This window comes from Brevibacillus sp. HB1.1, from assembly GCF_013332445.1.
Lineage (GTDB): Bacteria > Bacillota > Bacilli > Brevibacillales > Brevibacillaceae > Brevibacillus > Brevibacillus porteri.
Genome location: NZ_JABMIV010000008.1, coordinates 1 through 24655, shown reverse-complemented (window position 1 = coordinate 24655; position 24655 = coordinate 1). Strand labels below are relative to the sequence as shown.

Below are 24655 nucleotides of genomic sequence, written 5' to 3'. Positions count from 1 at the left end.
CTGATTACCGTTGCAAGGAGATGGAAGCCTGTTGCACGTACAAGATGAGGTAAGAATCCCGTTTTCAGACGCATCTGAGGCCTTGCTGTTGTTTGGACCACATGACGCGTACCTAACACTGATCGAGCAAAGAAGTTCCGCTAAAATTATGACCCGAGAAGGCGAACTGGTTATTAGCGGGGATAAGCCGGAAGTGGACAAACTGACAGAGTTGATTGAAATTCTGCTACAGTTGATTCGCAGAGGGATTGCCCTGTCCGAACGAGACATCTCTTATGCGATGTCGTTGATTGAACGGGGAGAAGGTGCCCAACTGCTCGATGTGTATGATGAAGAAGTCGCTCGTACCCAACGTGGCAAAGTAATCAGGGCAAAGACATTGGGCCAGCGTCATTACTTGTCTGCGATCAAGAAGCATGACATTGTGTTTGGAATTGGACCAGCTGGTACCGGCAAAACGTATTTGGCTGTTGTCACAGCAGTAAATGCGTTGAAAAATGCGCGTGTCAAACGGATCGTTCTTACCAGACCGGCCGTAGAAGCGGGGGAGAGCCTTGGATTTTTGCCAGGAGATTTGCAGGAAAAAGTAGACCCTTATCTGCGTCCGCTCTATGATGCCTTGTACGACATGCTGGGCAATGAACAAGTCGCCAAAATGATGGAACGTGGACTCATTGAGGTTGCACCTTTGGCGTACATGCGTGGTCGTACGCTCGAAGATTCCTTTGTCATTTTGGATGAAGCCCAGAACACAACTCCCGAGCAAATGAAAATGTTTTTGACCAGGCTTGGTTTTGGTTCCAAAATGGTCATTACGGGTGATGTGACCCAGGTGGATTTGCCAAAAGGCAAGAAATCCGGATTGCGCGAAGCACAGCGCATCTTAAATCCGATTTCCGATGTAGCCTTTATTCATTTCCAAGAGGGAGACGTCGTTCGTCACAGTCTGGTACAAAAAATCATCGCTGCCTATGCCAAGGAAGAAGTAGATCACGGCTATTAATAAATGGCGTCACAAAAAGGAGATCGTTTATCTGTGTTATCTGTAGAAATCCTTCATGAAGAAATCGAGCCGATCGATGAGAATTTGCAAAACCTGCTTGTCCGTTGCCTGGAAGCAGCGGCTAAGCTGGAAGACGTACAAGGAGAAGTCGTTGTCACGCTGGTGAACAACGAGCGCATCCACGAGCTGAATCGCGACTATCGAGGCGTTGATCGGCCTACGGATGTTCTGTCCTTTGCGATGAACGAGCCGGGTGAAGGGGAAATGGAAATCTTCATCGATGAGGATGAGGCTAGCGAGTTTCCGAATATGCTTGGAGATATCATCATCTCCGTGCCAAAAGCACAAGAGCAGGCCGAAGACTATGGCCATTCATTTGAACGCGAACTCGGATTTCTCACGGTTCATGGTTTTCTTCACCTTCTTGGCTATGATCATGGGACGCCAGAAGAAGAGAAGGAAATGTTTTCACGTCAAGAAAAGGTGCTGGAAGAAATCGGCTTGACGAGGTAGGAGATTATAGTTGAATGAATGGCGACGATTGACTCGCAGCTTCGCCTACGCTCTACAAGGAATTTCCTATACCGTACGGACACAGCGAAACATGCAAATCCACGTAGCCGCAGCCATTGTAGTGCTGGCGGCAGCGTGGTGGCTGCAGATACCACGCAGCGATGTTTTGCTGGTCCTTTTTTCTATCGGTTTGGTCTTCTCCCTTGAGCTGGTAAATACCGCGATTGAAGCAGTCGTTGATTTAGCTTCCCCGGAATGGCACGCCAAGGCGAAGATTGCCAAAGATGTGGGAGCAGGAGCTGTGCTTGTAGCGGCGATCCTGTCCCTTTTCATCGGAGTCCTCGTATTTGGACAACCACTGTTGCAAAAAGTATGGGGATAGTTTTTACTAGTAGAGAAGAAGAGATTTTTTCATAGTCAAATGAGGTACCGGACGGGTCATTCTAGTTGACCTTTCAGTCTGGTTTCTTCGTGTCTCATTGGACAGATTCTGTTGTGAAATGATGTTAAAGATCAATCATATGAGGAATGATGAGAATGGATAAACAAGCATTATTAGCACAAGCAATCGAAGCCAGAAAGCTCGCTTATGTACCGTACTCCAAGTTTCAGGTAGGAGCAGCTCTTTTAGCTGAGAGTGGCAAGGTTTATTTGGGAGGCAATATTGAAAATGCAGCGTACTCGCTGTGCAACTGCGCAGAGCGTACGGCTCTTTTTAAAGCGTACTCGGAAGGCGATCGGACTTACAAAGCATTAGCCGTTGCTGCCGATACGCCGCAAGCTGTATCACCGTGCGGGGCTTGCCGACAAGTCATGGCAGAGCTGTGCCCGCCGGACATGCCTGTATTTTTGACAAATCTCAAAGGCGACATTTTGGAAACGACAGTATCTGCCCTGCTTCCAGGCGCATTCACCAAGGAGGATTTACGTGGATAATCGCAAGACCAAGCAATCGTTTAAATCGGGCTTTGTTTCCATTGTGGGGCGGCCAAATGTTGGAAAATCAACACTGTTGAATCATATTGTAGGACATAAAATCGCCATCATGTCGAATAAGCCGCAAACGACACGCAACAAAATTACGGCTGTTCATACGACAGAAGAGGGTCAGATCATTTTCTTGGATACACCTGGTATTCATAAGCCGCAGTCCAAACTCGGAAACTACATGGTTTCCGTTGCCGAAAATACATTGAACGAAGTAGATCTTGTTCTGTTTGTTGTCGACGCAACAGAGAAACGCGGAGCCGGGGACGACTACATCATCGAGCGTCTGAAGCAGGTCAAAACGCCAGTATTTTTGGTCATCAACAAAATTGACAAGGTGCATCCGGAAGCACTGCTGCCGATTATTGACGATTACCGCAAATTGTATGATTTCAAGCAGATTGTTCCAATCTCTGCGCTAGAAGGAAACAACACAGGTTCATTGCAGGAGGCTATTTTGGGCGAAATGGAAGAGGGCCCCATGTATTATCCTGCGGATCAGGTGACGGATCATCCTGAGCGTTTTGTAGCAGCCGAGTTGATTCGGGAAAAAGTTCTGCATTTGACGAGAGAAGAAGTACCTCACTCCATCGCTGTCGTGATTGAAGAGATGAAGCGAGGCGAAAATGGTAAAACGCTTTACATTTACGCGGCCATTTACGTAGAGCGGGATTCCCAGCGCGGTATTTTAATCGGGCAAAAAGGTCAGATGCTCAAAGAAATCGGTCAACGTGCGCGCAAGGATATCGAGCGACTGATGGGCGACCAAGTATTTTTGGAGCTCTGGATCAAAGTGAAAAAGGATTGGCGCAACCAAGAGCGGATGCTGCGTAACTTCGGTTTCTACGACGAGCAATAATATTCCCATCGCAATGTGTTAATTTTTCCAAGGCATAGAATAACGGGCAAAGGTGATTCTAAGAAGGAAGTGGATAGACCCGATATAGGAAAGGATGATGCTCCATGCTTCGTGACTTTTCTTGGAGAGTTTTCGCTTCAACCGGTGATATCCATGCTTACCTTCTCTACCGTGATCACCATCAAACGGATGTTTCCAGCGAGGAAACCTCGTTTGATCTCGCCCAGGAAGAATTGGGTGACACGCAGGCATGCTTGTAAAGTGGGAAGGGATTGTCATTCGCAGTGTGGACTATGGTGAGTCCAGTAAAGTGATGACATTGTTTACCCGGGAGAACGGCAAATTAGGCGTGATGGCCCGTGGTGCTAAAAAGACCAAAAGCCGCATTGCCGCCGTCTCCCAGTTGTTTTCGCATAGTTATTATCTATGCAAGGCAGGACCCGGTACGGGAATGCCAGATCTCTCTCAGGGAGATATGTTGGATTCGTTCCGGGATATGCGGCAAAGCCTGACTGCTACGGCTTATGCTGCATACATAGCAGAACTTTTGGATCGACTGACGCAGGAAAGGGAGCCGAATCCCTACTTGTTTCAGCTACTCCTTCATACGTTCCGCTATTTGGATGAAGGACGAGATGCTGAGATCCTGTGTCGTATTTTTGAGACCAAGATGCTAATTGTAGCGGGGATCTCCCCGCAGCTCACGGCGTGTGTAAACTGTGGCGAACAGCGGGAGCCCTATGCTATCAGTGTTGGACAGGGCGGCCTGTTGTGCCCAGTTTGCCAGCCCTCCGATCCGTATGCGATGGCAGTTACACCCTCTACCTGGAAGCTGTTACGGCTATTCCAGGTATTTGATTTGGAGCGGCTTGGTGACATTGAAGTAAAACCGGCTACACGCAACCAGCTCAAGCATGTGCTGCGGAGTTTTATGGACGAGTATCTGGATCTCAGGCTGAAAAGTCGAGCATTTCTGGAACAACTGGAGCGTATGGAAAGAATGACGCAATCCGATCAGGACTAATTGACATACGAATTTGTTTTCGTTATGATAAGAACCAAACTTGTATACCGAATGTTGCCATGAAGGAAAAGAGTAGTCGGCCACTGGCTGTGAATAGCGAATCGGGGGTAGTGAGAGCCCGGTCACCATGCTGATGAAGGGCGTTCTGGAGCAATTTGATTGTAAGGTGGGCGAAGAAGTCATTCGCCAAGTAGGGTGGAACCGCGAGAATCCTCTCGTCCCTACACTGTCGCTCAGGCAGTGTAGAGGCGGGAGGTTTTTTTAGTTTCGACTTAAAGCCAAGTTCTAATAAGTTTAGAGGAGGAAAAAGCATGAAAATGACATTTCAAGACATCATTTTGACGCTGCAAAACTTTTGGGCAAAGCACAACTGTCTCATTGTCCAGCCGTATGACGTTGAAAAAGGGGCAGGTACGCTAAACCCAATGACCTTCCTTCGTTCCATTGGACCTGAGCCGTGGAATGTGGCATATGTTGAGCCTTCCCGTCGCCCGGCTGACGGACGCTATGGGGAAAACCCGAACCGTTTGTATCAGCATCACCAGTTCCAAGTAATCATGAAGCCTTCCCCGGACAACATTCAGGAGCTGTACCTGGAGAGCTTGCGCGAACTCGGTATCGAGCCACTGGAGCATGATATCCGATTTGTAGAGGACAACTGGGAGCACCCAGGGCTTGGCGCTTGGGGCTTAGGCTGGGAAGTTTGGCTGGATGGAATGGAGATCACACAATTCACGTACTTCCAGCAAGTGGGCGGTCTGGAATGTAAACCAGTGGCAGTCGAGTTGACTTACGGACTGGAGCGTTTGGCTTCCTATATTCAGGAGAAAGAAAATGTGTTCGATCTGGAATGGTGCAACGGGTATACGTACGGGGATGTATTCTTGCAACCAGAATACGAGCATTCCAAATACACATTCGAGCTGTCTGATGTCGACATGCTGTTCTCTCTCTATAATACGTATGAGGCAGAAGCAAAGAGACTGATGGCGGAGCGACTGGTTTACCCGGCTTATGACTACGTACTGAAATGCTCCCACACCTTTAACTTGCTTGATGCGCGTGGAGCCATCAGTGTGACGGAGCGTACTGGCTACATCGCTCGTGTACGTAATCTGTCTCGTGAAGTAGCACAAACCTACTATAAAGAGCGTGAGCGCCTCGGTTTCCCGCTTTTGCAAAAAGGCAACGCGGACACTGCGGATCAAGTGAATCAGGTGAAGGGAGAGGATACAAATGAGTAAGCGCGATCTACTTGTAGAGGTTGGTTTGGAAGAAATGCCTGCTCGTTTTGTCGCACAGGCAGCGGCACAATTCAAGGAAAAAGTAGAAAAGTGGCTGACTGCTGAGCGCGTGCCGTTCGATCAAATTACGGCATTGGAGACACCTCGTCGTTTTGCCCTGTTGATCAATGGATTGGCAGAAAAGCAGCCTGATCGCAATGATGAAGCGAAAGGCCCTGCACGCAAAATCGCACAAGATGAAGCGGGGAACTGGTCCAAGGCAGCACTCGGATTTGCACGAAGCAACAATGTTGAGCCTGACCAACTGTATTATAAAGAAGTAAACGGCATCGAGTATGTTCATGCGCGGAAATCCGAAGCGGGAAAACCAACTACCGAGCTGTTGCCGCAACTGGCTGAAGTGATCACCGGTATGAGCTTCCCGAAAAACATGCGCTGGGGCGCACGCGATTTGAAATACGTTCGTCCGATTCGTTGGCTGGTTGCTTTGTTCGGCGATGAATTGATCGATCTGGAGATTGCAGGCGTAAAAAGCGGACGCGTTTCTCGTGGACACCGCTTCTTGGGAACAGAGGTTACGTTGAATCACCCAAGCGAATACGTGAGCAAGCTGGCTGAGCAATATGTCATGGTGAATCCCGACGAGCGCAGAGCAGCCATTGTAGAACAGATTCATCGCTTGGAGAAGGAACATGGCTGGACGATTCCAATGGACGAAGGACTTCTGGATGAGGTAGTCCATCTTGTAGAATATCCAACCGCTCTTTACGGTACGTTTGAGCAAGAATTCCTTTCCATTCCACGTGAGGTTTTGGTTACCTCCATGCGTGAGCACCAGCGTTATTTCCCTGTGGAAAACGCACAGGGTCAATTGCTGAATCATTTTGTGACAGTGCGTAACGGAGACAGCCGCGCTCTGGATAACGTAGCGAAAGGAAATGAAAAAGTTCTTCGCGCACGTCTGTCTGATGCTCGTTTCTTCTACGTGGAAGACCAAAAGCTGTCCATTGAGAGCTGCCTGAAACGCTTGGAGACAATCGTTTACCATGAAGAGCTGGGAACAATCGGTGATAAAGTTCGTCGTGTACGCAAAACAGCTGCGCAAATTGCAAGCAAGCTGAGTGTGAGCGCGGAAGAGACGAAACAAGTTGACCGCATTGCAGAAATCGCAAAATTTGACCTCGTTACCAACATGGTAGGTGAATTCCCTGAACTGCAAGGGATTATGGGTGAAGATTACGCGCGCAAAGCGGGTGAGTCCGACCTCGTCGCAAGTGGCGTATTCGAGCATTACCTCCCGCGTTTTGCAGGGGACAAAATGCCTGCTTCCGCCCAAGGCGCTATCGCCAGCCTGGCTGACAAGATGGACACGATCGTAGGCTGCTTCTCGATTGGGATTGTGCCTACTGGCTCACAGGACCCGTATGGTCTGCGCCGTATGGCAGCGGGGATCGTTACTATTTTGGTGGAGCGCGACTGGCAAATTTCTCTTGCTGACCTGTGGAATGCCGCGATGGAAGGCTATGTAGCACAAGGCGTAAACAAGAGAGCGGCAGAAGACGTGAAAAAAGACCTCGTAGACTTCTTCGCACTCCGTCTGAAAAACGTCTTGCAGGATCATGGCGTTCGCTACGATGTCATCGACGCCGTTCTTGCTGCTGACCTGACACTGGTTCCAGAGGTGCTGGCAAAAGCGAAAGCACTGATGGGAGCGGTACAAACAGAAGAATTCAAGCTGATTGTGGAGCAGTTTAACCGGGTGAACAATCTGGCACAAAAAGCGGAAGCAGACCAAGTCAGCGAAGCTCTGTTCGCAGAAGATGTGGAACGTGCTTTGTATCAGGCATTCCAAGCTGTTCAAAAGGATGTAGAGGGTCTGAAGGATCAAGAGAAGGTGCTCGCAACCTTGTCAACCTTGCGCCAGCCGATCAACGCATTCTTTGATAAGGTAATGGTCATGGCCGAAGATCAGGCTGTTCGTGCGAATCGTCTGGGGCTTCTCTTGCAGCTTTCTCGTGTGCTTTATCGCTACGCAGATTTTTCCAAAGTTGTATTCGCGTAAACAAAATAAAACCGGTGCCTTCGTCTGAAAATCAGGCGGGGGCACCTTTTTTCCGCGTGAAAGAAGGAATATCCCGTCGAATAGAGTAATACTAGGAAGAGGTAAAGACAGAACCGGGGTGATTGGTCATCGAGCTTACCAAACGACAAGAGCACATCTTACAGATAGTGAAGGATGACGGACCGATAACAGGAGAGCATATCGCGGAGCGGCTGAATTTGACTCGCGCGACGCTACGCCCTGATTTATCCATCCTCACAATGTCAGGATATCTAGAAGCCAGACCTCGGGTCGGGTATTTTTATGCCGGCAGACCCGCAAGCTCAGTCATAAGTGAACGGCTTCACAAGCTTCTCGTCAATGACTACAAGGCGGTACCGATCGTGGTTTCCGAATCCGCCTCGGCATACGACGCCATCGTTACCCTCTTTTTGGAGGATGTTGGCACGTTATTCGTCGTCAATCAAAAAGGATATTTGGCTGGCGTGATCTCACGAAAAGACCTCCTGCGGGCTTCTTTAGGCAATAAGACGCTGGAGGATGTACCGGTCAGCATTATCATGTCTAGGATGCCGAATATCATTACATGTGCACCTGATGAGACCTTGTACGCAGCCGCCAAAAAGCTGATTGATTTTCAGATCGATTCTCTGCCTGTCGTAAGGCCGAGTGAGGAAGATCCGAAGCAAATGGAGCTGTTGGGGCGCGTCACCAAGACGACGATCGCGAAAGCATTTGTAGAATTGGGTAGCGAACCGAAAGTGTAGGAGGAGAAGCGATGCAAGGTAATCAGCAAGGACAGCTCATCTATGTAGTCTCAGACTCCATCGGCGAAACGGCCGAACTTGTCGTTCGCGCAGGAGCTAGTCAGTTTGATCGTTTTTTGTTTGATGTACAAAAGTATCCGTATATAGAAGACAAGGAATCGATTGACGAAATTATTGCTTCGGCAAAAGAATCGCGGGCAATGATTGTGTTCACTCTGGTCATTCCGGAGCTGAATGCGTATATTACACAACAAGCTGCTCTTCACGGAATTCCAGCTCTTGATGTTATGGGGCCTCTGATGAATACATTGCAGGGCATGTTAAAAGAGCCACCAACAGGAAAACCGGGCTTGGTTCGTCGTCTGGATGAAGAGTATTTCCGCAAAGTAGACGCCATCGAGTTTGCCGTCAAATATGACGATGGTCGGGACCCACGCGGCCTGTTGCGCGCAGATGTGGTTTTGATCGGCGTTTCGCGTACTTCCAAGACGCCTCTTTCCATGTATTTGGCTAACAAGCGACTTAAGGTTGCCAATGTTCCGCTTGTCCCGGAGGTAGAGCCACCAGAAGAATTGTTCCAACTGCCAATAGAAAGGTGTATTGGGCTTACCATCAATCCGGAGCAACTGAACGGCATTCGGACAGAGCGTCTGAAGGCACTAGGATTGACTGCCCAAGCCAATTACGCCAATCTCGAACGGATTGCTGAAGAACTGGCTTATTCCAAGCGCATTATTGAGCGCCTTGGATGTACCGTTATCGATGTATCCAACAAGGCAGTGGAAGAAACGGCAAACATCATTTTGGAGATGATTAGAAAAAACAATCTCCGTAATGAAAGGAAATAGGCCGAAAGAAGGAATTTGACGTTTTTTGTAGAAAATCAATTAGCCGGGGTACTTATCATAGGTGAGTTTCTCAGCGTTTATTGCACTTAGAAATGTGGAAAAGTAATAAAAGAAGAAAAGAAGTTTGATGTAAAGAAGGAAATTGACGAATTTTGACGAACTAAATATTCTCACGTGCGATTCTCCTTATAAAGGTGGAAAGACATGACTGGTCCCACTTCAGATGAATTTGTAAATCAAGTGCGTGCCGCTGTCGACATCGTAGACGTTGTAGGAGAGTACGTTCAACTGAGAAAAAGCGGTCGTGCCTTTCTCGGTCTATGTCCGTTTCACTCTGAAAAGAGCCCTTCCTTCAACGTAAATGCAGAGCGACAGTTTTTTCATTGCTTTGGCTGTGGAGCAGGTGGGGATATCTTTTCCTTTTTAATGAAACTGGAGCAATTGACTTTTCCAGAGGCACTGCACAAATTGGCGGAGCGTGCCGGGATAGCTGTGCCCCAGCCGCAGCAAGTAGAGGATTCACCTGAAAAACGGATGAAACATGCGATGCAGGAAGCGCATACGTTCGTTTCACGCCTCTACCACTACGTGCTTACGAAAACCCCTTATGGCGCAGAAGCGATGAAGTATCTCGCAAAGCGCGGAATGTCTGAGGCGACAATAGCCGAATATCAAATCGGATTCGCCCCGGATTCCTGGGATTTCGTAACGCAGCAGTTGACAAAGCGGGGATTTTCACAGGAATTGATGGTGGAAGCAGGGCTTTTGGCCAGAAGCGATTCAGGAAAAATCTTTGATCGCTTTCGAGGTCGTATCATGTTTCCAATCCAGGATTCCCAAGGTAACGTCATCGGATTTGGAGGACGCTTACTGCAAGGATCAAAGCCCAATTCCAACCAAAAGTCTCAACCCAAGTATCTGAATAGCCCGGAAAGCCTTTTGTTCAACAAAAGCGCTACGCTGTTTAATCTTCATCGTGCGCGCCCCATTATTAGAAAGAGAAAAGAGGCGCTATTGTTTGAAGGATATGTCGATGTCATATCGGCATGGCAGGCGGGTTTTATGCAAGGTATTGCCACTTTGGGAACAGCCTTGACGGAGCAGCAGGCCAGAATTCTTCGTCGCAATACAGAGTCTGTCGTACTCTGTTATGACGGAGATGCTGCAGGACAAGAAGCAACGAGCAAAGCGATTCATGTTTTGCAGCAAGCCGGTTTGATCGTTCGAGTTGCTCCACTTCCACAAGGAGTAGACCCGGATGATTACATCCGCCAGCATGGGGCTGAAGCATTTTCCCAGCAGGTATTGTTACAGGCGATGCCAATTACGGCTTTCCGTCTGAAACATTTACGCAGTCAGTTCGTAATAAAAGATGAGACGGACAAAGCTCGCTTAATCGCGAGGGCGGTCGAGATCATCAACGAGTTGGGCAGCCCGGTGGAACGGGACATGTATCAACGGCAATTGGCAGAAGAATACTCCCTTACTCTCGGTGATCTCAAATGGGAGTCCAAACGCGCGTACAATCAGCAAAAAAGTGAGCGCCAAAGGGATAAAGTGACGCCAGCATGGAATAATAGTATAAATAATGGCAAAGTTACGCTCGCGAAAACACTGCCACCCGCTTATCACACGGCTGAGCGCATGCTGCTTTACTACATGATGCGGAACGAAGAAATAGCCGCCCGCGTCCAACAGGAATGCAGCGCCCACTTTCAGGTGGATGAACACGATGCGCTGGCTGCCTACCTGTACGCCTACTATGCAGAGGGAAACCCGGAAGACCCTGGAAAGTTTATACATTACGTGCAAGACGATTTGTTAAAGCAATTAGCCTCGGGATTGGCCATGATGGAGTGTAACAACGATGTATCTGAATTAGAGATCGGTGACTACATCAAACAAGTGAATAACTACCCGAAGCGTGCCGAGTTGGAACGATTGCGCGATGAGCAGCGGAGCTTACACCTCCAAGCGGCCGCAGCGGACAGCGAGGATGCGCGCAAACAACTTGAACTTCAAGCAGCCGTTACAGGGATGAAGATTCTTGAATTGGAAAATGCTTTAAAAGAAGGGTAGCTTCAGATCATTCCCGGGGAAGGAGGGAAAGTAGATGAACAAGCAAAATATCACTTCCGACATGGAAGCAACGTCCATCGAACAAGTGAAGGAACAGCTGGTCGAATTAGGTAAGAAACGCGGCGCACTGTCGTATAAGGAGATTACTGCTCGCCTGGCAGGTTTCGAACAGGATTCTGATCAAATGGATGAGTTTTTTGAATATCTTGGTGATCAAGGCATTGAGATTAACAACAATGAGAATGAAGATGACGATGATGAAGTCGATCAAATGATCATCAAGGACGAGGACAACGAAGAATTCGATTATGACGATCTCTCCGTTCCGCCTGGAATCAAGATCAATGACCCTGTACGGATGTATCTGAAGGAAATTGGTCGAGTTCCTCTGCTCTCCGCAGAAGAGGAGATTAAACTGGCACAGCGAATTGAACAAGGTGATGAGGAAGCCAAAAGACGTCTGGCTGAGGCGAACTTGCGATTGGTTGTATCGATTGCGAAGCGTTATGTAGGACGCGGCATGCTATTCCTTGACTTGATTCAAGAAGGGAACATGGGTCTGATTAAAGCGGTGGAAAAGTTTGACTATCGCAAAGGCTACAAGTTCAGTACGTATGCGACCTGGTGGATTCGCCAAGCGATTACCCGTGCCATTGCGGACCAGGCTAGAACGATCCGTATTCCGGTTCATATGGTGGAAACGATCAATAAGTTAATCCGCGTTTCCCGTCAGCTTCTGCAAGAGCTAGGTCGTGAACCTATGCCAGAAGAAATCGCTGAAAAAATGGATCTCACTCCGGAAAAAGTTCGGGAAATCATGAAGATTGCTCAAGAACCAGTATCCCTGGAGACTCCAATTGGGGAGGAAGACGATTCCCACCTAGGTGATTTCATTGAGGATCAGGATGCATTGGAGCCATCTGATGCAGCTGCCTATGAACTCTTGAAAGAACAGTTGGAAGACGTTTTGGATACATTAACAGACCGGGAAGAAAATGTACTGCGTTTGCGTTTTGGATTAGATGACGGTCGTACACGGACGTTAGAAGAAGTAGGGAAAGTGTTTGGCGTAACCCGTGAACGGATTCGTCAGATCGAAGCAAAAGCGCTTCGCAAATTGCGTCATCCGAGTAGAAGTAAACGCTTAAAAGATTTCTTGGAATAACCGATATAAGAAGTATGTGGCCTACGTTAGCCGACGTAGGCTTTTCTTATTCATGAAAGTAAACACTTTTTGTCGTAGTTAGGAGGGGCCGCGTTGGACGACCAGCGCAAGCGCACGATTATCGCCGAAATTGAAAACTGGCGGCGCAACCATTTACTGCCTGAACATTACTGCATCTTCTTGTTAAATCTGTATACAGAAGGGGATCGGCCAAATACACCGGCATCCGCAGGCGGGAATGAGCGAATGGGAACGGCACCGGGTGTGCTGTCAGGAAAAGTCAATTCAACATCATCTGTCACAAATACATATGCACCTAGAACTGTCTCTCCAGTGACGGGGAAAATGGTAGTGGCATGGCTTCTTGGTGCCTTTGTTATTGCTGGTTTGATCTTACTTGCTTTTCATTTTAACCGTTTTCAAACCCCAATGCAAATTACCATCTTTGCCTGTTTCGCTCTTGTTTTCTATATTCTGGGACTCGTTTATCGAAGGTCGGCCCCGCCATTGACGCATTTATTCCTGGCTTTGTCATTTTTGATCTTGATCGCGGGAGGCGTGTATTGTATCCAAAAACTGGATGGTAGCATGCCGTTTGTCCTGTTCTACTTAGGCTTCGTTTGCATGTTACTGTGCATTAGCGCAATTGTATTCGGCTACGCTTATTTGCTCTATGCAGGGTTACTGGGTTTGGCCATCTTGTATGGCATTACAACCGTTCATCGGGTAGGGATGGACTATACATGGTGGACATCGGAGTTGTACTGGGTACCGCTTGCGTGCTTGCTCACGGGTATGGGCTTCTTGATGAATAAGGCCAATGCGAAATGGGCGGGAGTATTTGCTGTATGTGGACTTGCCTTTTTCTTTGGTGCAGAGATACAGGCTTTGTATATTCCAGAAGCGAAGCGGGATATGATTCAATTACTGTTGTTCATAAAGGTGTTCATCGCGTCAACTTTGTTCTTCTTCACGCGAGGATATTGGTATGCGTGGTTGCGACTATAGGACTCTGCATGACTTCTCGTTTTCCTCTCCCTGCTTATCTGTTACAATTTCAGAAGAGAGCAAACGGGGTGAATAGATGAACAACAAGTGGAAAGTATTAATCGGTATTTTGCTGGCGGCTATTTTTCTGGGTGGAGAAACAGTTGCCAAGTTTATGGGTGTAAATACATACAGTCTCGGATTCATAGCAGCAACTGTATCTTTTTTGGGAGCGATTTTATTAGGAGCACGCCGATCATAGGCGTGTTTTTTTTGAGAAATTACCACATGAATCCAAATCGTGGTGTATAATGGTAAGAGTATTCTGAACAAACGCTCAGTCAAAATTGTGTGTTTCTTGATGGTTCTTTACTAAAGCGTTTTCAAGGGGGCAGCGATATGAACTTCGATTTGACTTCAGAACAGCAAATGTTAAAAAAAATGATCCGCGAATTTGCTGATGAGGTAGTGGCACCAGGAGCAGATGAACGCGATCAAACCAAACAATTCCCTGTCGAAATATTCAAGCAGATGAGCGAATTGAACCTGATGGGTCTTCCTTTCTCTGAGAAATACGGGGGAGCCGGAGCCGATTCCACGAGTTTTGCGATCGTGGTAGAAGAGCTTAGTCGTGCATGCGGTTCTACAGGAATCACGTATTCGGCGCATATTTCGTTAGGTGGCGCTCCACTTGCTTTGTTTGGAACAGAAGAGCAGAAGCTGAACTATTTAACCAAAATCTGTTCGGGCGAAAGCTTTGGTGCGTTTGGCTTGACGGAACCGAATGCAGGGTCTGACGCAGGTGGTACGAGGACGAATGCGGTCTTGGCTGATGGGGAGTGGACGATTAATGGCTCCAAGTGCTTCATTACCAATGCCTCCTATGCTTCGTTTCTCGCCTTGACAGCTGTAACGGACAAAGAGCAGGGCTCACGCGGTATTACTGCTTTTATCGTTCCGACTGATGCATCTGGTTTTCAAGTGCTGGCTAACTATGAAAAGCTCGGCTTGCACAGCTCCAATACGACCGAGCTCGTTCTTGAAAATGTCCGGGTGCCTGAGGAAAACATCCTTGGGAAAAGGGGCGAAGGCTTCAAGCAGTTCCTCATTACTCTTGATGGTGGGCGAATCGGGATCGGCGCTATGGCAGTAGGAATTGCACAGGCTGCCTACGACAAAGCGCTGCAATACTCCAAGCAGCGTACGGCATTTGGTAATTCCTTAAGTCATTTTCAAGCGATCCAGCACAAGCTGGCGGATATGGCGATGCAAATAGAGCTGGCGAGAACGATGGTGTATAAAGCAGCTTGGCTGAAGGATCATGGTCGCAAATTTACGAAAGAAGCAGCAATGGCAAAATTGTATGCTTCAGAGATTGCCATGTCTGCTACTCATCAGGCCATTCAGATTCACGGTGGCTATGGTTATATGCGGGAGTATCAGGTGGAACGATTTTTCCGCGATGCCCGTCTGTTAGAGATCGGCGAGGGGACTTCAGAGATTTTACGTAATGTGATCGCTAGAGAAATCGGGTGCTAGACTTTCGATGTTTACAATGAAAGAGCATGACTGCCAGTGAAAACTGACAGCCATGGCTCTTTTTTTGTTTCTTATTATTTTATTGATCGCCAGGTTGTACAGTTGGGAATCCAAAGCCACTAGCGATATCGTCACCTACAGCAGCGTTGGAGCCACCTTTGATGTCATTTCCTGTCGCACGTTTTTGCAATTCTACGCGAACATCTTGATTGCTCCAAGATGGATTGGATGCCCAGATTTTTGCAGCCAAACCTGAAATGTGTGGTGTTGCCATGGAGGTTCCGCTAATGGAGTTATAGCCTCCGTTATTCCATGTAGACTGAATAGCGCGTCCTGGTGCTGATACTTCCACATCGCGCTCTTGAATCACGTAGTCTCCCGCTTGCCCGCTCTTGCCACGAGAAGAGAAGTCAGCTACACGGTAGGTACCGTTTTGTTGAACATTCTCTAACGCTGCTACGGCTACTGTATTCACTAATGCGCCAGGATAGCCAATGCTATTCACTGTCGGTCCAGAGTTACCGGCTGCAGCGACGACTAATACACCGTTTTGGTTTGCATACGTGATGGCATTTGCCATAAGGGTGCTCTTACTGCTAGAGCCAAGGGACATAGAGACGATCGTTTTCACGCCTAATTGAGCGGACTGGTCAGCAGCGTAACGAATGGCATAGGCAATGTCATCCTCATAGCCGGAGCCTGAGTCATCCAATACTTTATATGCCCATAGCTTAGCATCTGGTGCTACACCATAAATACCTGCGCCACCGCCGCCGTCAGCGAGAACAGTTCCAGCGACGTGTGTTCCATGACCATGCGCATCATTGCAAGCACCGGTAACAACAGGAGAAGAAGCTTGTGTGAAATCGTTGCACTGCTCTGCGTTAGCGGTTAGGTCTGGGTGCTGCGTATACACGCCAGTATCCAGGACTGCAACACGAACATCTGCACCGCCAGTCGCAGCAGAGAGGGACTGGTTCTTATAGATGGCTTTAATTCCCCACGGAACGACTGCTGCAGGAGAGAACTCTGGCTCGCTTGCCTGATCTTCTTCTATATACTCAGCGATCTTAAATTTTTTCAACACGGTAATTTTTACATTGGGATCGCTTTTCAGCTGGTTAAGTTGATCGCTATTTACATCGAGAGTAAAGCCCTCTTGACCAAAATCATGGCGTACATCCAGTGGTTCAGCAAAATAACCAGTTCTCACATCCGAATCTGACTGAATTAATACCCGTGCAGTACCAAGTTCACTGAATTCACTGGTTGAATCATTACTGGCTGCCCCCGCACCTGTGAAGACACTCATCACTAGCGCCGAAGAGAGTAAACCCATTGCCCACCACTTGCCGGTTCTTTTTTTCAAACTGTTCTCCTCCTTAAAGAAATTTAGTCTGTGTAGTTCATGATGTGCATGGCGTTAATATACATATCTGTAAAAAATTTGTAAATATTTATTTATTAAAATAAAGTTCACAATTTGGTAAAAATTAAGTTAAATTACATAAAATACCAAAAATATTGTCATGTTTAAAAACTTTCCTTGTTATTCCGAACATTACATCCAACAGAATGGCTACCTGTAAGCCTCCCGACTACTACCCAAGAGCCCCTCTTAGTTGCATTGTCCCTGCTTGGATGCAACAGCGAGGATTTTGTCGTTCTTTGCTGATCATCTGTTAGGGAATTAGCATTTCGCAATTGCTGCCAAATAGGGTAGAATAGAGGCAACGGAAGGTGAATATACAGATGACATCAGTATCAATATCCAAGCGGCTACAAACGATTGCCCGCTATTGTCCAGAAGGAGCCCGCGTCGCCGACATCGGGTCGGATCATGCGTTGTTGGCTTCTTATTTGCTTGTAAAAGGAATGGCTTCCTTCGTGATCGCAGGCGAATTGAATGAAGGGCCTTTTCAAGCGGCGCAAAAACAAATACATACATTGCAGGTAAAAGATCGCGCTTCGGTGCGTAAAGGAAACGGACTCGCAGTATTACAGCCTGGCGAAGCAGATGTAATCTGCATTGCGGGGATGGGCGGACAACTGATCGTTTCCATTTTGGAAGCAGGAAAAGACAAACTCGAAGGTGTACAACGCCTGATTCTGCAACCAAACGTAGGGGAAGAAGCGGTTCGCCTGTGGATGATAGAGAATGGTTGGCAGTTAATCGCAGAGTCCATTTTGCAGGAGGACGGCGTGATTTATGAGATTCTCGTTGCAGAACGAGGCAATCCTACCTTGCCTTATGAGGGCAAAGATCGTACACAGCAAGAGCTTCTGCGCATTGGTCCATTTCTTTGGGAGGAAAAATCAGACGTATTACAAGAGAAGTGGCTGAGCGAGCAAGAAAAATGGCAAAAGGTCATCGTTCAATTAAAGCGTTCGGACAAGCCGGAAGCAGCAGAACGAATTAAAGAAATCGAAGCAGAAGTAAAATGGATCGATGAGGTGATTGCATGCTTGCGCACGGACAAACAGTAATCCAGTATGTAGAACGTCTGGCGCCAAAATCGTTGGCGATGGAAGGCGACAAGATTGGCCTTCATGTAGGCACCTTGCAAAAAAAGGTAAAAAAAGTAATGATCGCACTAGACGTGTTGGAATCTGTGGTGGATGAAGCAATTGCAGAGGGTGTAGACCTGATTGTGGCTCACCATGCCGTCATTTATCGACCACTCAAACACCTCCGGACGGATCTCGCCGCAGGACGTGTGTTCGAAAAGCTGATCAAGCACGACATTGCTGTATACACAGCCCATACTAATTTGGATGTTGCGTACGGGGGGATGAACGATTGGCTTGCAGAAGCGGTTGGACTCACTGACATAGAAGTACTGGATGTTCTTTCACGAGAGGCTTGGAAGAAGCTCGTCGTATTTGTACCCGCTACCCATAGAGAAGCGGTATTTTCCGCTCTTGCTGAAGCGGGTGCAGGGCATGTAGGCAACTATAGCCACTGTTCTTTTCAGACAGAAGGGACTGGAACCTTTTTACCAGGAGAAGGAACGAATCCCCATATCGGTTCGACAGGCCAGTTGGAAAAAGCAGAGGAAGTTCGCATCGAGATGATTGTTCCTGCTTCCAGACAGTCGGCTGTGGTCAAAGCCATGCTTGCTGCTCATCCCTACGAAGAAGTCGCCTATGACATCATTCCTTTGGAGCAGTCCGGAACTGCATATGGAATTGGACGTATTGGCAGTCTTCCTGCACCACTGACGCTGCGTGAGTTTGCTTTGCTCGTCAAAGAACGTTTTTCCCTCCATGGTCTTCGCGTAGTTGGTGACTTGGATGCGATAGTCCAAAAAGTAGCGGTAGTAGGTGGAGACGGTAGCTCTTTTGTTTCCAAAGCCATTTTTAAAGGCGCGGATGTTTATTTAACCGGAGACATTGGGTATCACACCGCACACGATGCACAAGCAGAAGGCTTGTCGATCGTAGATGCTGGTCACAATATCGAAAAAATCATGAAGGAAAAGCTGGCGGCCATCTTGCTTGAACAATTGCAGGCAAATGGTTACGAAACAGAGGTTATTCCTTCGCGCGTGCACACAGATCCGTTCCAGTTTGTATAAGACGTAGCAGGATCAACCTTTGATTGCCTGCCAGATGAAGTGTAGGAGGATTTTATGTGCAAAAACTAATCCGAACGATTTCTTGTGGATTATTAACGTTAAGCTTACTCACCCCCGGCGTCGCATCAGCGGCTGGGGGCTTATTGCCATACAATGACATCAACAAGCACTGGGCGAGAAACGCAATCATTCAAGGTGTGCAGCTCGGTTTGTTTGAGGCTGGTCCAAATGTTCCGAAGTTTTACCCAAATCGTGACATGACACGTGCGGAATTTCTCGTGATGATCGATCGTCTTTATTACGGTGGGCAGTATCAGATCTATCCGCTTACTTTCTTATCCGAGCATTCAGAGTGGGCGAGAGCAGAAGGTTTTCAGGAACCGTATTTGCCGTATAAAGATGTTGATCGCCTGACCTGGATGTACAAACCAACGTTGCGCATTTCCACGATCTTGGACAGACTGTACGGGCCAAATGCGATTCAGTACATTTTTCCAGGTGAGATGATGAAGCCGAATCAGCCGATCTCCAACGAAGAAGCTGCCAAGATATTGCAAATGTTCACGATGTCTCCAGATAGTAAAAATGCTTGGGAAGAAGTGCGTTCATGGGGATGGCTAGACGGAGAAAAAACGGATCGGGTGAAGCGGGGAGATGCTGCAGTCGCAGCTGATCGCATGGTGAATTATTTCCTTCAGGATGGAATCATGCCTCTGTTGGATTATGATGGGAAAAAGTTCCCGATGGTCCCGGATATCGAAGAGGTATTGCCGTTATTCGCTACCTATGTAGATCCCAAAACAACCGAAGAACAGATTTATGTAGATGCGGCTGCCGCTATTCGCAGTAGAAATGATAGTGAAGAGACATTTGCGCAGTTACGCAAGCTGGCCGATTCCTCCTTCCCCAATCAAGTCGGTGTTCACTATTTATTGAGCTGGAATCCTGAAACACCGCTTGAAACCAATCTGGATGAAGCTTTTCTTGCTATCGACGCTTACCTCGAGGACAGAATCATTCTCCCAGGCACACTCGGGCTATTAACTGCCAATGTGTACGATATTGCCTTGCAGCTAGGGAACACGGATCAAAGCCAGTATCAAAAAGTGCTCGACCGCTTCAGTGTCTATGAACAAAAATTCAAGCGAAATCCCAAAGAATGGGAATCGGTTGCCGTGTATTTGGGGGCACTAGAAATCAGGGGTGGTCAGATAGACCTGGCGTTGGCACGTTACAAGCAAATTGCTGACAGAAGCCCAGAAGCATTGTTGAATACTTCCTATTATTATTTGCAGGAAGGACGTATTCAGGAAGCAGAAGAAGTTCTTGCTGCGATGAAACCGAAAGCGTCAGACAGCAGAATGAAACAACTGGACAAAATGTTGCGTCAAGAGTTTGCCTCTTTAAAAGATCAGCCAGCTATTATTTCTGATTTGGGATACTCTTTGCGTCAGTTGGACAATGCCGACACCTACCAAGTGAAGGGCGAAGCGGTGTTGAGTGGATTGACGTTCTCATACACGCAGGATATTAACAAGGAAAAACAAATAAGCAGAATATCCGGCTTTTATCAATCTCCTCAAAAACTAATATCAGACAAGCTGCTCTCTTATACAGATGGGAAAACAAACACGCAATACTCGTACGATACGGATCGGCAGACATGGGACAAGAATAGAACGGACAAAGTTGACTTTTTGCACGAGTGGGTTGGTGCTGTCAAGGTAACCGATCGTGCTAAGGAGCTTCATGCTCGCTACTACAAGCAATCTTACGGGAAATACGATGTCATTACGGAATGGATTCCGGGCTCTATGCTAGTAGAGAAATCAAAGAAGGTTACGCTCGGACAAGGAAAAGTGAAAGACGTTCCTTTGTTCATGAACAAGTATTATATTGATCGGGCCAGCGACCAAATTGTTAAACATACGTGGCGTTATGAAGAAATTTATGAGGGCGACGGATATGTAGCCTATTCGGGTACCGACAATTACGACTTTACAAGCAATGTTGTATTTTCGATACCTGATGATGTTCGAAAAGGGGTGGCTCCATGAAGCGAATTAGTCAATGGGCAATAGCAATTGTCCTACTATTTACAACTGTTCTTCCTGTGCAAGCGGCAGAGTATCCTTACGAAGAAACGGAAGAAGTGTTCCTGCACGTCATGGAGAGCCACTTGAGCAAGCCGGCAGCCAAACAATTGGTAAAAGGGGCTCTAGAGGTGGTCAGCGAGCAGGCCAAACTGAAAAAACAGCTTCAGTTCGAAGTTTCTGAAGAAGATGATACTTGGGACGAGTTGGAATTGAGGCTTGCAGAATGGCAGAAGAAAGGCGGGTTTGATACGCCGACGATGAACATTTGGGCGATTGATGGAATGCTCTCCACGCTCAATGACCCGCACAGCGTATTTTTTACCCAAGACGAATTGCGTCTGTTCCAATCTGACGTTGAAAATCAATTTGTTGGATTTGGCTTTCGTCTGCGGCTGCAAAATGATCATATTATCATCCGTGAAATCGTTCCGAATTCTCCAGCAGCAGCATCTTCCTTGCAACGAGGCGATCAATTGATCAATGTCAATGAGACCTCGTTGGTCGGAAAGACTTTTGAAGAAGCGTATGCTTATTTGAAGGGCAACGAAGGGACCGAAGCCGTTCTTACTGTGTATCGTCCATCCGACAAACGGGAGCACCAAGTGAAGCTGAAGCGTGCCTTCATGACCTTGCCGGAAGCGGAAGGACAGATGTTTACGAAAGGCGCGGTTGGCTATATCAGTCTTGAAACATTCGGATCAGAAGGAGCTATCCAGGTAAGGGATAAGCTCGCAGAACTTTCCCGTGTGCAAAAACCGTTGTCCGGATTGGTGTTAGACCTGCGTGATAATGGCGGGGGATACTTGGTCACAGCGCGGGACATCGCGAGTCTCTTTATGGAAGAAGGCTTGCTTATGTACACCACGAATCGCAATGGGGTAGAGGTAGAGACGTGGGTACGAAATGGGCAGGATATCGGCATTCCAGTGCGAATTTTGGTAAACGGCGGAACAGCTTCTGCATCTGAGCTGTTGTCAGGTGCGCTGCGTGATCATGGTATCGCCAAACTTGTGGGTACCAAAACATTTGGAAAAGGGAGTGCTCAACAAGTTATTCCGTTGTCAGACGGTGACGCACTCAAGCTTACACTGAATGAATATTTTACTCCTAAGCATACCGTGGTAAATCACGTAGGGCTTCAACCAGATATGGTTGTGGAGGATTATGGAGCACAAGTAGTAGAAGCTCTCCACTCATTGAACGTCAGGACGTGGGAACTGAGTGACGCAGAAGGCGACACAGTCATCAATGGAATTCCTTTCCCGACAGTGGATCCTCTCTTTAAACAAACGCCTCAAGGGCTGCAAATCCGAGCTGCTATACTCTCACATTTGCTGGGTGATCCGTCCATTGGTGAAAAAGATTATGTGGTACTCGCTCCGTATTTGAAAAAGTACCCTGCACTCAAACTGCAAACGAAAAATGGTGTCAACACCCTCACATTTACTTCGTAAGCAAGATCCCCTATCGCTTTTTGGCGAGCAGGGGCTTTTTCTTTTTCAGGCGTATACTCGGTAATGGAAAATCGAACACTATCAGGTGCGACTATGACTACTACGTCTACTACGACAAGAAGGGTGGCAGCCGGATGAAAAAGGTCATACTTTTCCTGATCGACTCCATGATGCCTGATGTTCTGGAGCGATGCATTGCTGCCAATAAAGCACCGGCACTTCGGTTTTTCATGGAGCATAGCCAGTACATACCAGATTGTGTGACTGTTTTCCCTACGATGACGGCTTCGATAGACTGCTCCCTCATAACGGGGGTATACCCCGATCAGCACAAAGTACCGGGGCTAGTTTGGTATGATGCAGAGCAGAAAAAGATGGTGAATTATATAAATGGGGCCAATCCCATCCGAAAAATAGGAGTCTTAAGCTGTGCAGAAAATGTCCTTTTTGATTTGAATGAACGTCATCTTAGCAAGGATGTCAAAACCATTCATGAGGTACTAGAAGAAAACAATTTCGTATCGGGTTCCATCAATGTGATTGCCCATCGCGGACATAAGCAGCATAAGGTGAAAATGCCAACCTTGCTGGATACAATCACATCTTTTTCCTTGCGAGAAAAGGTGAGTGGTCCAACGATCATGAGCATGGGGACGTTAGTCCGTCCTGCACTGTTTCGCTCTGTCCCTTGGGATTTCGCCCAATCCGCTTTAGAAGGCTACGGGATTAACGATGCCTATGCAATCGATGTTTTGATCGAAGTGATACGCAGCGGTCAGCAGCCGCATTTTACGCTGGTCTATTTGCCAGAGAATGATCATAAACTCCACAATTCCCCGGAGGATGCCGTACAGCACTTGGCAGATGTGGACAAGCAATTGGCTCGTTTGCTGGATAGCTTCGCGTCATGGGAGCAAATGCTGGAAAGAAACGTATGTATTTTGATTAGTGATCATGGGCAAACCGTTATCGGTGCAAGTGAAGACCACAATATTCCACTGAATCATCTCCTGGCGAATTTTTCGATCCATGCGCTTGGTGCCGAGGTGACACCAGAAGTGGAAGTGGTCATTTGCAATAATGAGCGTATGACTTTTTTGTACCCAGTGAATGGAACGAATCCACTTTCTATTGTAGAAGCGGTTAGTGTGGAAGAAAGAATTGATTTGATTGCTTGGAAAGAGGGAGAGAAGGTAAAGGTGCGTCGTGGTGGAACACAACAGGAAATGTGTTTTTGGCGCAATGGGGAGTATCAAGATGCGTATGGTTCTTCTTGGTCTGTTGAAGGGGACGTTTCCGTGCTGGATGTGCAATATGATGGAGAGTGTCTTTCTTTTGATACATACCCGGATGCTTTTTCTCGACTATACGGGTCGCTGTTCTCGCAGACCGTTGACGTGGTAGTCGTTACTGCTGCCAAGAGCTATGAATTTTTATCGGAATGTGCTCCCACGCATTTAGGTGGAGGAAGTCACGGCTCACTGCATAAGCAAGATTCGCTGATTCCGTTAGTGATTGCAGGTGCTTCGGAGATGTTTCCACTCCCAGCAAGACTGGTTGATGTCAAAGATTTTATTCTTCGAGAGCTGGGGATTCCGTCAGTCTCAAATCGGCAATGAGCGGGACATGATCGGACCAATTGACAGGAAGCAGCTCGTAGTGCTCAATATTCCAGTGATGAGAAGCAAAAATATAGTCCAGACGTCGGCGGAAGGCTGGAAGAGTTGGTATTTTTTCCTGACCTGAGACAAGAGCACAGTCCATCAGGTGTGGAGTAAAGGACACATTACTCGCGTTGAAATCCCCCATTAGGAGTAATGGGGCTTTTGCGTGTTGCTGTATTAATGTCGACATGAGCTGTAGCTGGGCCAGTCTGCTTACTTGATTCAAGCTGCAGTGTGTAACGCAAAGCGTAATCGTACGACCGTACCCTTGGAAGGATGCATACAGGAGGGTTCGTTGCTCTTTTCTGGCTGGCAAAACGATGGCGTCGACATTTTCAAGCGCGTACTTCGATAGCAGTGCATTGCCGTAATACCCATCTCCTATCGCAATTGAAGGGGAGAAGGCTAGGTGATACTGTAATTGATCGGCGATGTAGCTCGCTTGATACCCATACTTCCCGTTTTGGTGGACTTCCTGAAGACCGATGATGTCTGGTTGCAAGTCCTTTAAAGTCAGAGTCATTTCGTTCAAACGTTTTCGCCACCAGAGGTCACGGCCGCTATGAATGTTGTAGCTGACTACACGCACCCTCGTTCACTTCCTTTGTTAGACGTCATTTTTTTAACTTATTTAGTTTTCCCTATTGCATTAGGTTTTAGTCTATGCTATATTAAAAAACGTCGCCTCTGCTTGAGGCACAGATGGAATAAAATGCTCCTTGAAAACCGGAATAGAATTAATCTGTGAAAATAAGCTTGTGTTTTACTTGAAGTCAGATTCATCTT

Annotated in this window: 23 protein-coding genes; 21 read left to right on the top strand and 2 right to left on the bottom strand. The window is 47.4% G+C overall.

What is annotated here, in order from left to right:
* The first annotated feature begins 31 nt into the window (after nt 1-31).
* From HPY27_RS19755 to HPY27_RS19680, 16 genes are all read left to right on the top strand, one after another.
* A complete protein-coding gene (locus tag HPY27_RS19755; RefSeq protein ID WP_017247744.1) occupies nt 32-1003 on the top strand; it encodes a PhoH family protein in 972 nt (323 codons plus the stop codon).
* A gap of 3 nt (nt 1004-1006) precedes the next feature.
* On the top strand, nt 1007-1516 hold the full coding sequence (ybeY, locus tag HPY27_RS19750; protein ID WP_173622527.1) for an rRNA maturation RNase YbeY: 510 nt from the start codon (nt 1007-1009) through the stop codon (nt 1514-1516).
* A 10-nt stretch (nt 1517-1526) separates the two neighbouring features.
* Nucleotides 1527-1898 carry a diacylglycerol kinase family protein gene (locus tag HPY27_RS19745; protein WP_174225778.1) on the top strand — a complete coding sequence of 124 codons (372 nt, stop codon included), beginning with the start codon at nt 1527-1529 and terminating at the stop codon, nt 1896-1898.
* Nucleotides 1899-2053: 155 nt separating this feature from the next.
* On the top strand, nt 2054-2452 hold the full coding sequence (locus HPY27_RS19740; protein ID WP_174225777.1) for a cytidine deaminase: 399 nt from the start codon (nt 2054-2056) through the stop codon (nt 2450-2452).
* Entirely contained in the window at nt 2445-3362 is a 918-nt protein-coding gene (gene era, locus HPY27_RS19735; RefSeq protein WP_069850248.1) for a GTPase Era, read from the top strand. Before HPY27_RS19740 ends, era begins: the two co-directional genes overlap by 8 nt.
* Before the next feature lie 104 nt (nt 3363-3466).
* Nucleotides 3467-3622 (top strand): YqzL family protein, encoded by a 156-nt coding sequence (locus HPY27_RS19730; RefSeq protein ID WP_012685773.1) that lies wholly within the window; start codon nt 3467-3469, stop codon nt 3620-3622.
* Entirely contained in the window at nt 3613-4386 is a 774-nt protein-coding gene (gene recO / locus HPY27_RS19725) for a DNA repair protein RecO (protein WP_017247749.1), read from the top strand. Before HPY27_RS19730 ends, recO begins: the two co-directional genes overlap by 10 nt.
* 317 nt (nt 4387-4703) lie before the next feature.
* Nucleotides 4704-5630, top strand: coding sequence for a glycine--tRNA ligase subunit alpha (gene glyQ, locus HPY27_RS19720; RefSeq protein ID WP_371814348.1), 927 nt, complete (start codon nt 4704-4706; stop codon nt 5628-5630).
* Nucleotides 5623-7692, top strand: coding sequence for a glycine--tRNA ligase subunit beta (gene glyS / locus HPY27_RS19715; RefSeq protein WP_173622529.1), 2070 nt, complete (start codon nt 5623-5625; stop codon nt 7690-7692). The genes glyQ and glyS overlap by 8 nt, the downstream gene beginning before the upstream one ends.
* 122 nt (nt 7693-7814) lie before the next feature.
* Nucleotides 7815-8459 carry a transcriptional regulator CcpN gene (ccpN, locus tag HPY27_RS19710; RefSeq protein WP_012685777.1) on the top strand — a complete coding sequence of 215 codons (645 nt, stop codon included), beginning with the start codon at nt 7815-7817 and terminating at the stop codon, nt 8457-8459.
* Nucleotides 8460-8470: 11 nt separating this feature from the next.
* A complete protein-coding gene (locus HPY27_RS19705; RefSeq protein WP_017247752.1) occupies nt 8471-9307 on the top strand; it encodes a pyruvate, water dikinase regulatory protein in 837 nt (278 codons plus the stop codon).
* 204 nt (nt 9308-9511) lie between these two features.
* Nucleotides 9512-11386, top strand: a complete 1875-nt coding sequence (gene dnaG / locus HPY27_RS19700; RefSeq protein WP_174225775.1) for a DNA primase — start codon at nt 9512-9514, stop codon at nt 11384-11386.
* A 34-nt stretch (nt 11387-11420) separates the two neighbouring features.
* The gene (gene rpoD / locus HPY27_RS19695) at nt 11421-12551 is read left to right on the top strand and encodes an RNA polymerase sigma factor RpoD (RefSeq protein ID WP_007727582.1); all 1131 of its coding nucleotides are present in this window, start codon (nt 11421-11423) and stop codon (nt 12549-12551) included.
* Nucleotides 12552-12644: 93 nt separating this feature from the next.
* Nucleotides 12645-13559 (top strand): hypothetical protein, encoded by a 915-nt coding sequence (locus HPY27_RS19690; RefSeq protein ID WP_174225774.1) that lies wholly within the window; start codon nt 12645-12647, stop codon nt 13557-13559.
* Between the two features lie 76 nt (nt 13560-13635).
* Nucleotides 13636-13800, top strand: coding sequence for a hypothetical protein (locus tag HPY27_RS19685; protein ID WP_174225773.1), 165 nt, complete (start codon nt 13636-13638; stop codon nt 13798-13800).
* A 137-nt stretch (nt 13801-13937) separates the two neighbouring features.
* Entirely contained in the window at nt 13938-15077 is a 1140-nt protein-coding gene (locus tag HPY27_RS19680) for an acyl-CoA dehydrogenase family protein (protein WP_017247757.1), read from the top strand.
* 79 nt (nt 15078-15156) lie between these two features.
* Here the strand turns inward: HPY27_RS19680 and HPY27_RS19675 are convergent, their stop codons facing one another.
* Entirely contained in the window at nt 15157-16446 is a 1290-nt protein-coding gene (locus HPY27_RS19675) for a S8 family peptidase (protein WP_017247758.1), read from the bottom strand.
* Between the two features lie 383 nt (nt 16447-16829).
* Here HPY27_RS19675 and HPY27_RS19670 point away from each other — a divergent pair, with 383 nt between their 5' ends.
* The 5 genes from HPY27_RS19670 (at nt 16830) to HPY27_RS19650 (ending at nt 23824) form a co-directional block, all read left to right on the top strand.
* On the top strand, nt 16830-17564 hold the full coding sequence (locus HPY27_RS19670; RefSeq protein WP_069850238.1) for a tRNA (adenine(22)-N(1))-methyltransferase: 735 nt from the start codon (nt 16830-16832) through the stop codon (nt 17562-17564).
* On the top strand, nt 17540-18655 hold the full coding sequence (locus HPY27_RS19665) for a Nif3-like dinuclear metal center hexameric protein (protein WP_174225772.1): 1116 nt from the start codon (nt 17540-17542) through the stop codon (nt 18653-18655). Before HPY27_RS19670 ends, HPY27_RS19665 begins: the two co-directional genes overlap by 25 nt.
* A gap of 56 nt (nt 18656-18711) precedes the next feature.
* A complete protein-coding gene (locus tag HPY27_RS19660; protein WP_174225771.1) occupies nt 18712-20712 on the top strand; it encodes an S-layer homology domain-containing protein in 2001 nt (666 codons plus the stop codon).
* Entirely contained in the window at nt 20709-22205 is a 1497-nt protein-coding gene (locus tag HPY27_RS19655; RefSeq protein ID WP_174225770.1) for a S41 family peptidase, read from the top strand. Before HPY27_RS19660 ends, HPY27_RS19655 begins: the two co-directional genes overlap by 4 nt.
* Before the next feature lie 134 nt (nt 22206-22339).
* Nucleotides 22340-23824 (top strand): alkaline phosphatase family protein, encoded by a 1485-nt coding sequence (locus HPY27_RS19650; protein ID WP_174225769.1) that lies wholly within the window; start codon nt 22340-22342, stop codon nt 23822-23824.
* On the opposite strand, the gene HPY27_RS19645 is transcribed toward HPY27_RS19650, so the two are convergent.
* Nucleotides 23778-24458 carry an endonuclease/exonuclease/phosphatase family protein gene (locus HPY27_RS19645; protein ID WP_173622534.1) on the bottom strand — a complete coding sequence of 227 codons (681 nt, stop codon included), beginning with the start codon at nt 24456-24458 and terminating at the stop codon, nt 23778-23780. The two genes, HPY27_RS19650 and HPY27_RS19645, sit on opposite strands and share 47 nt — an antisense overlap.
* Between the last annotated feature and the right edge of the window lie 197 nt (nt 24459-24655).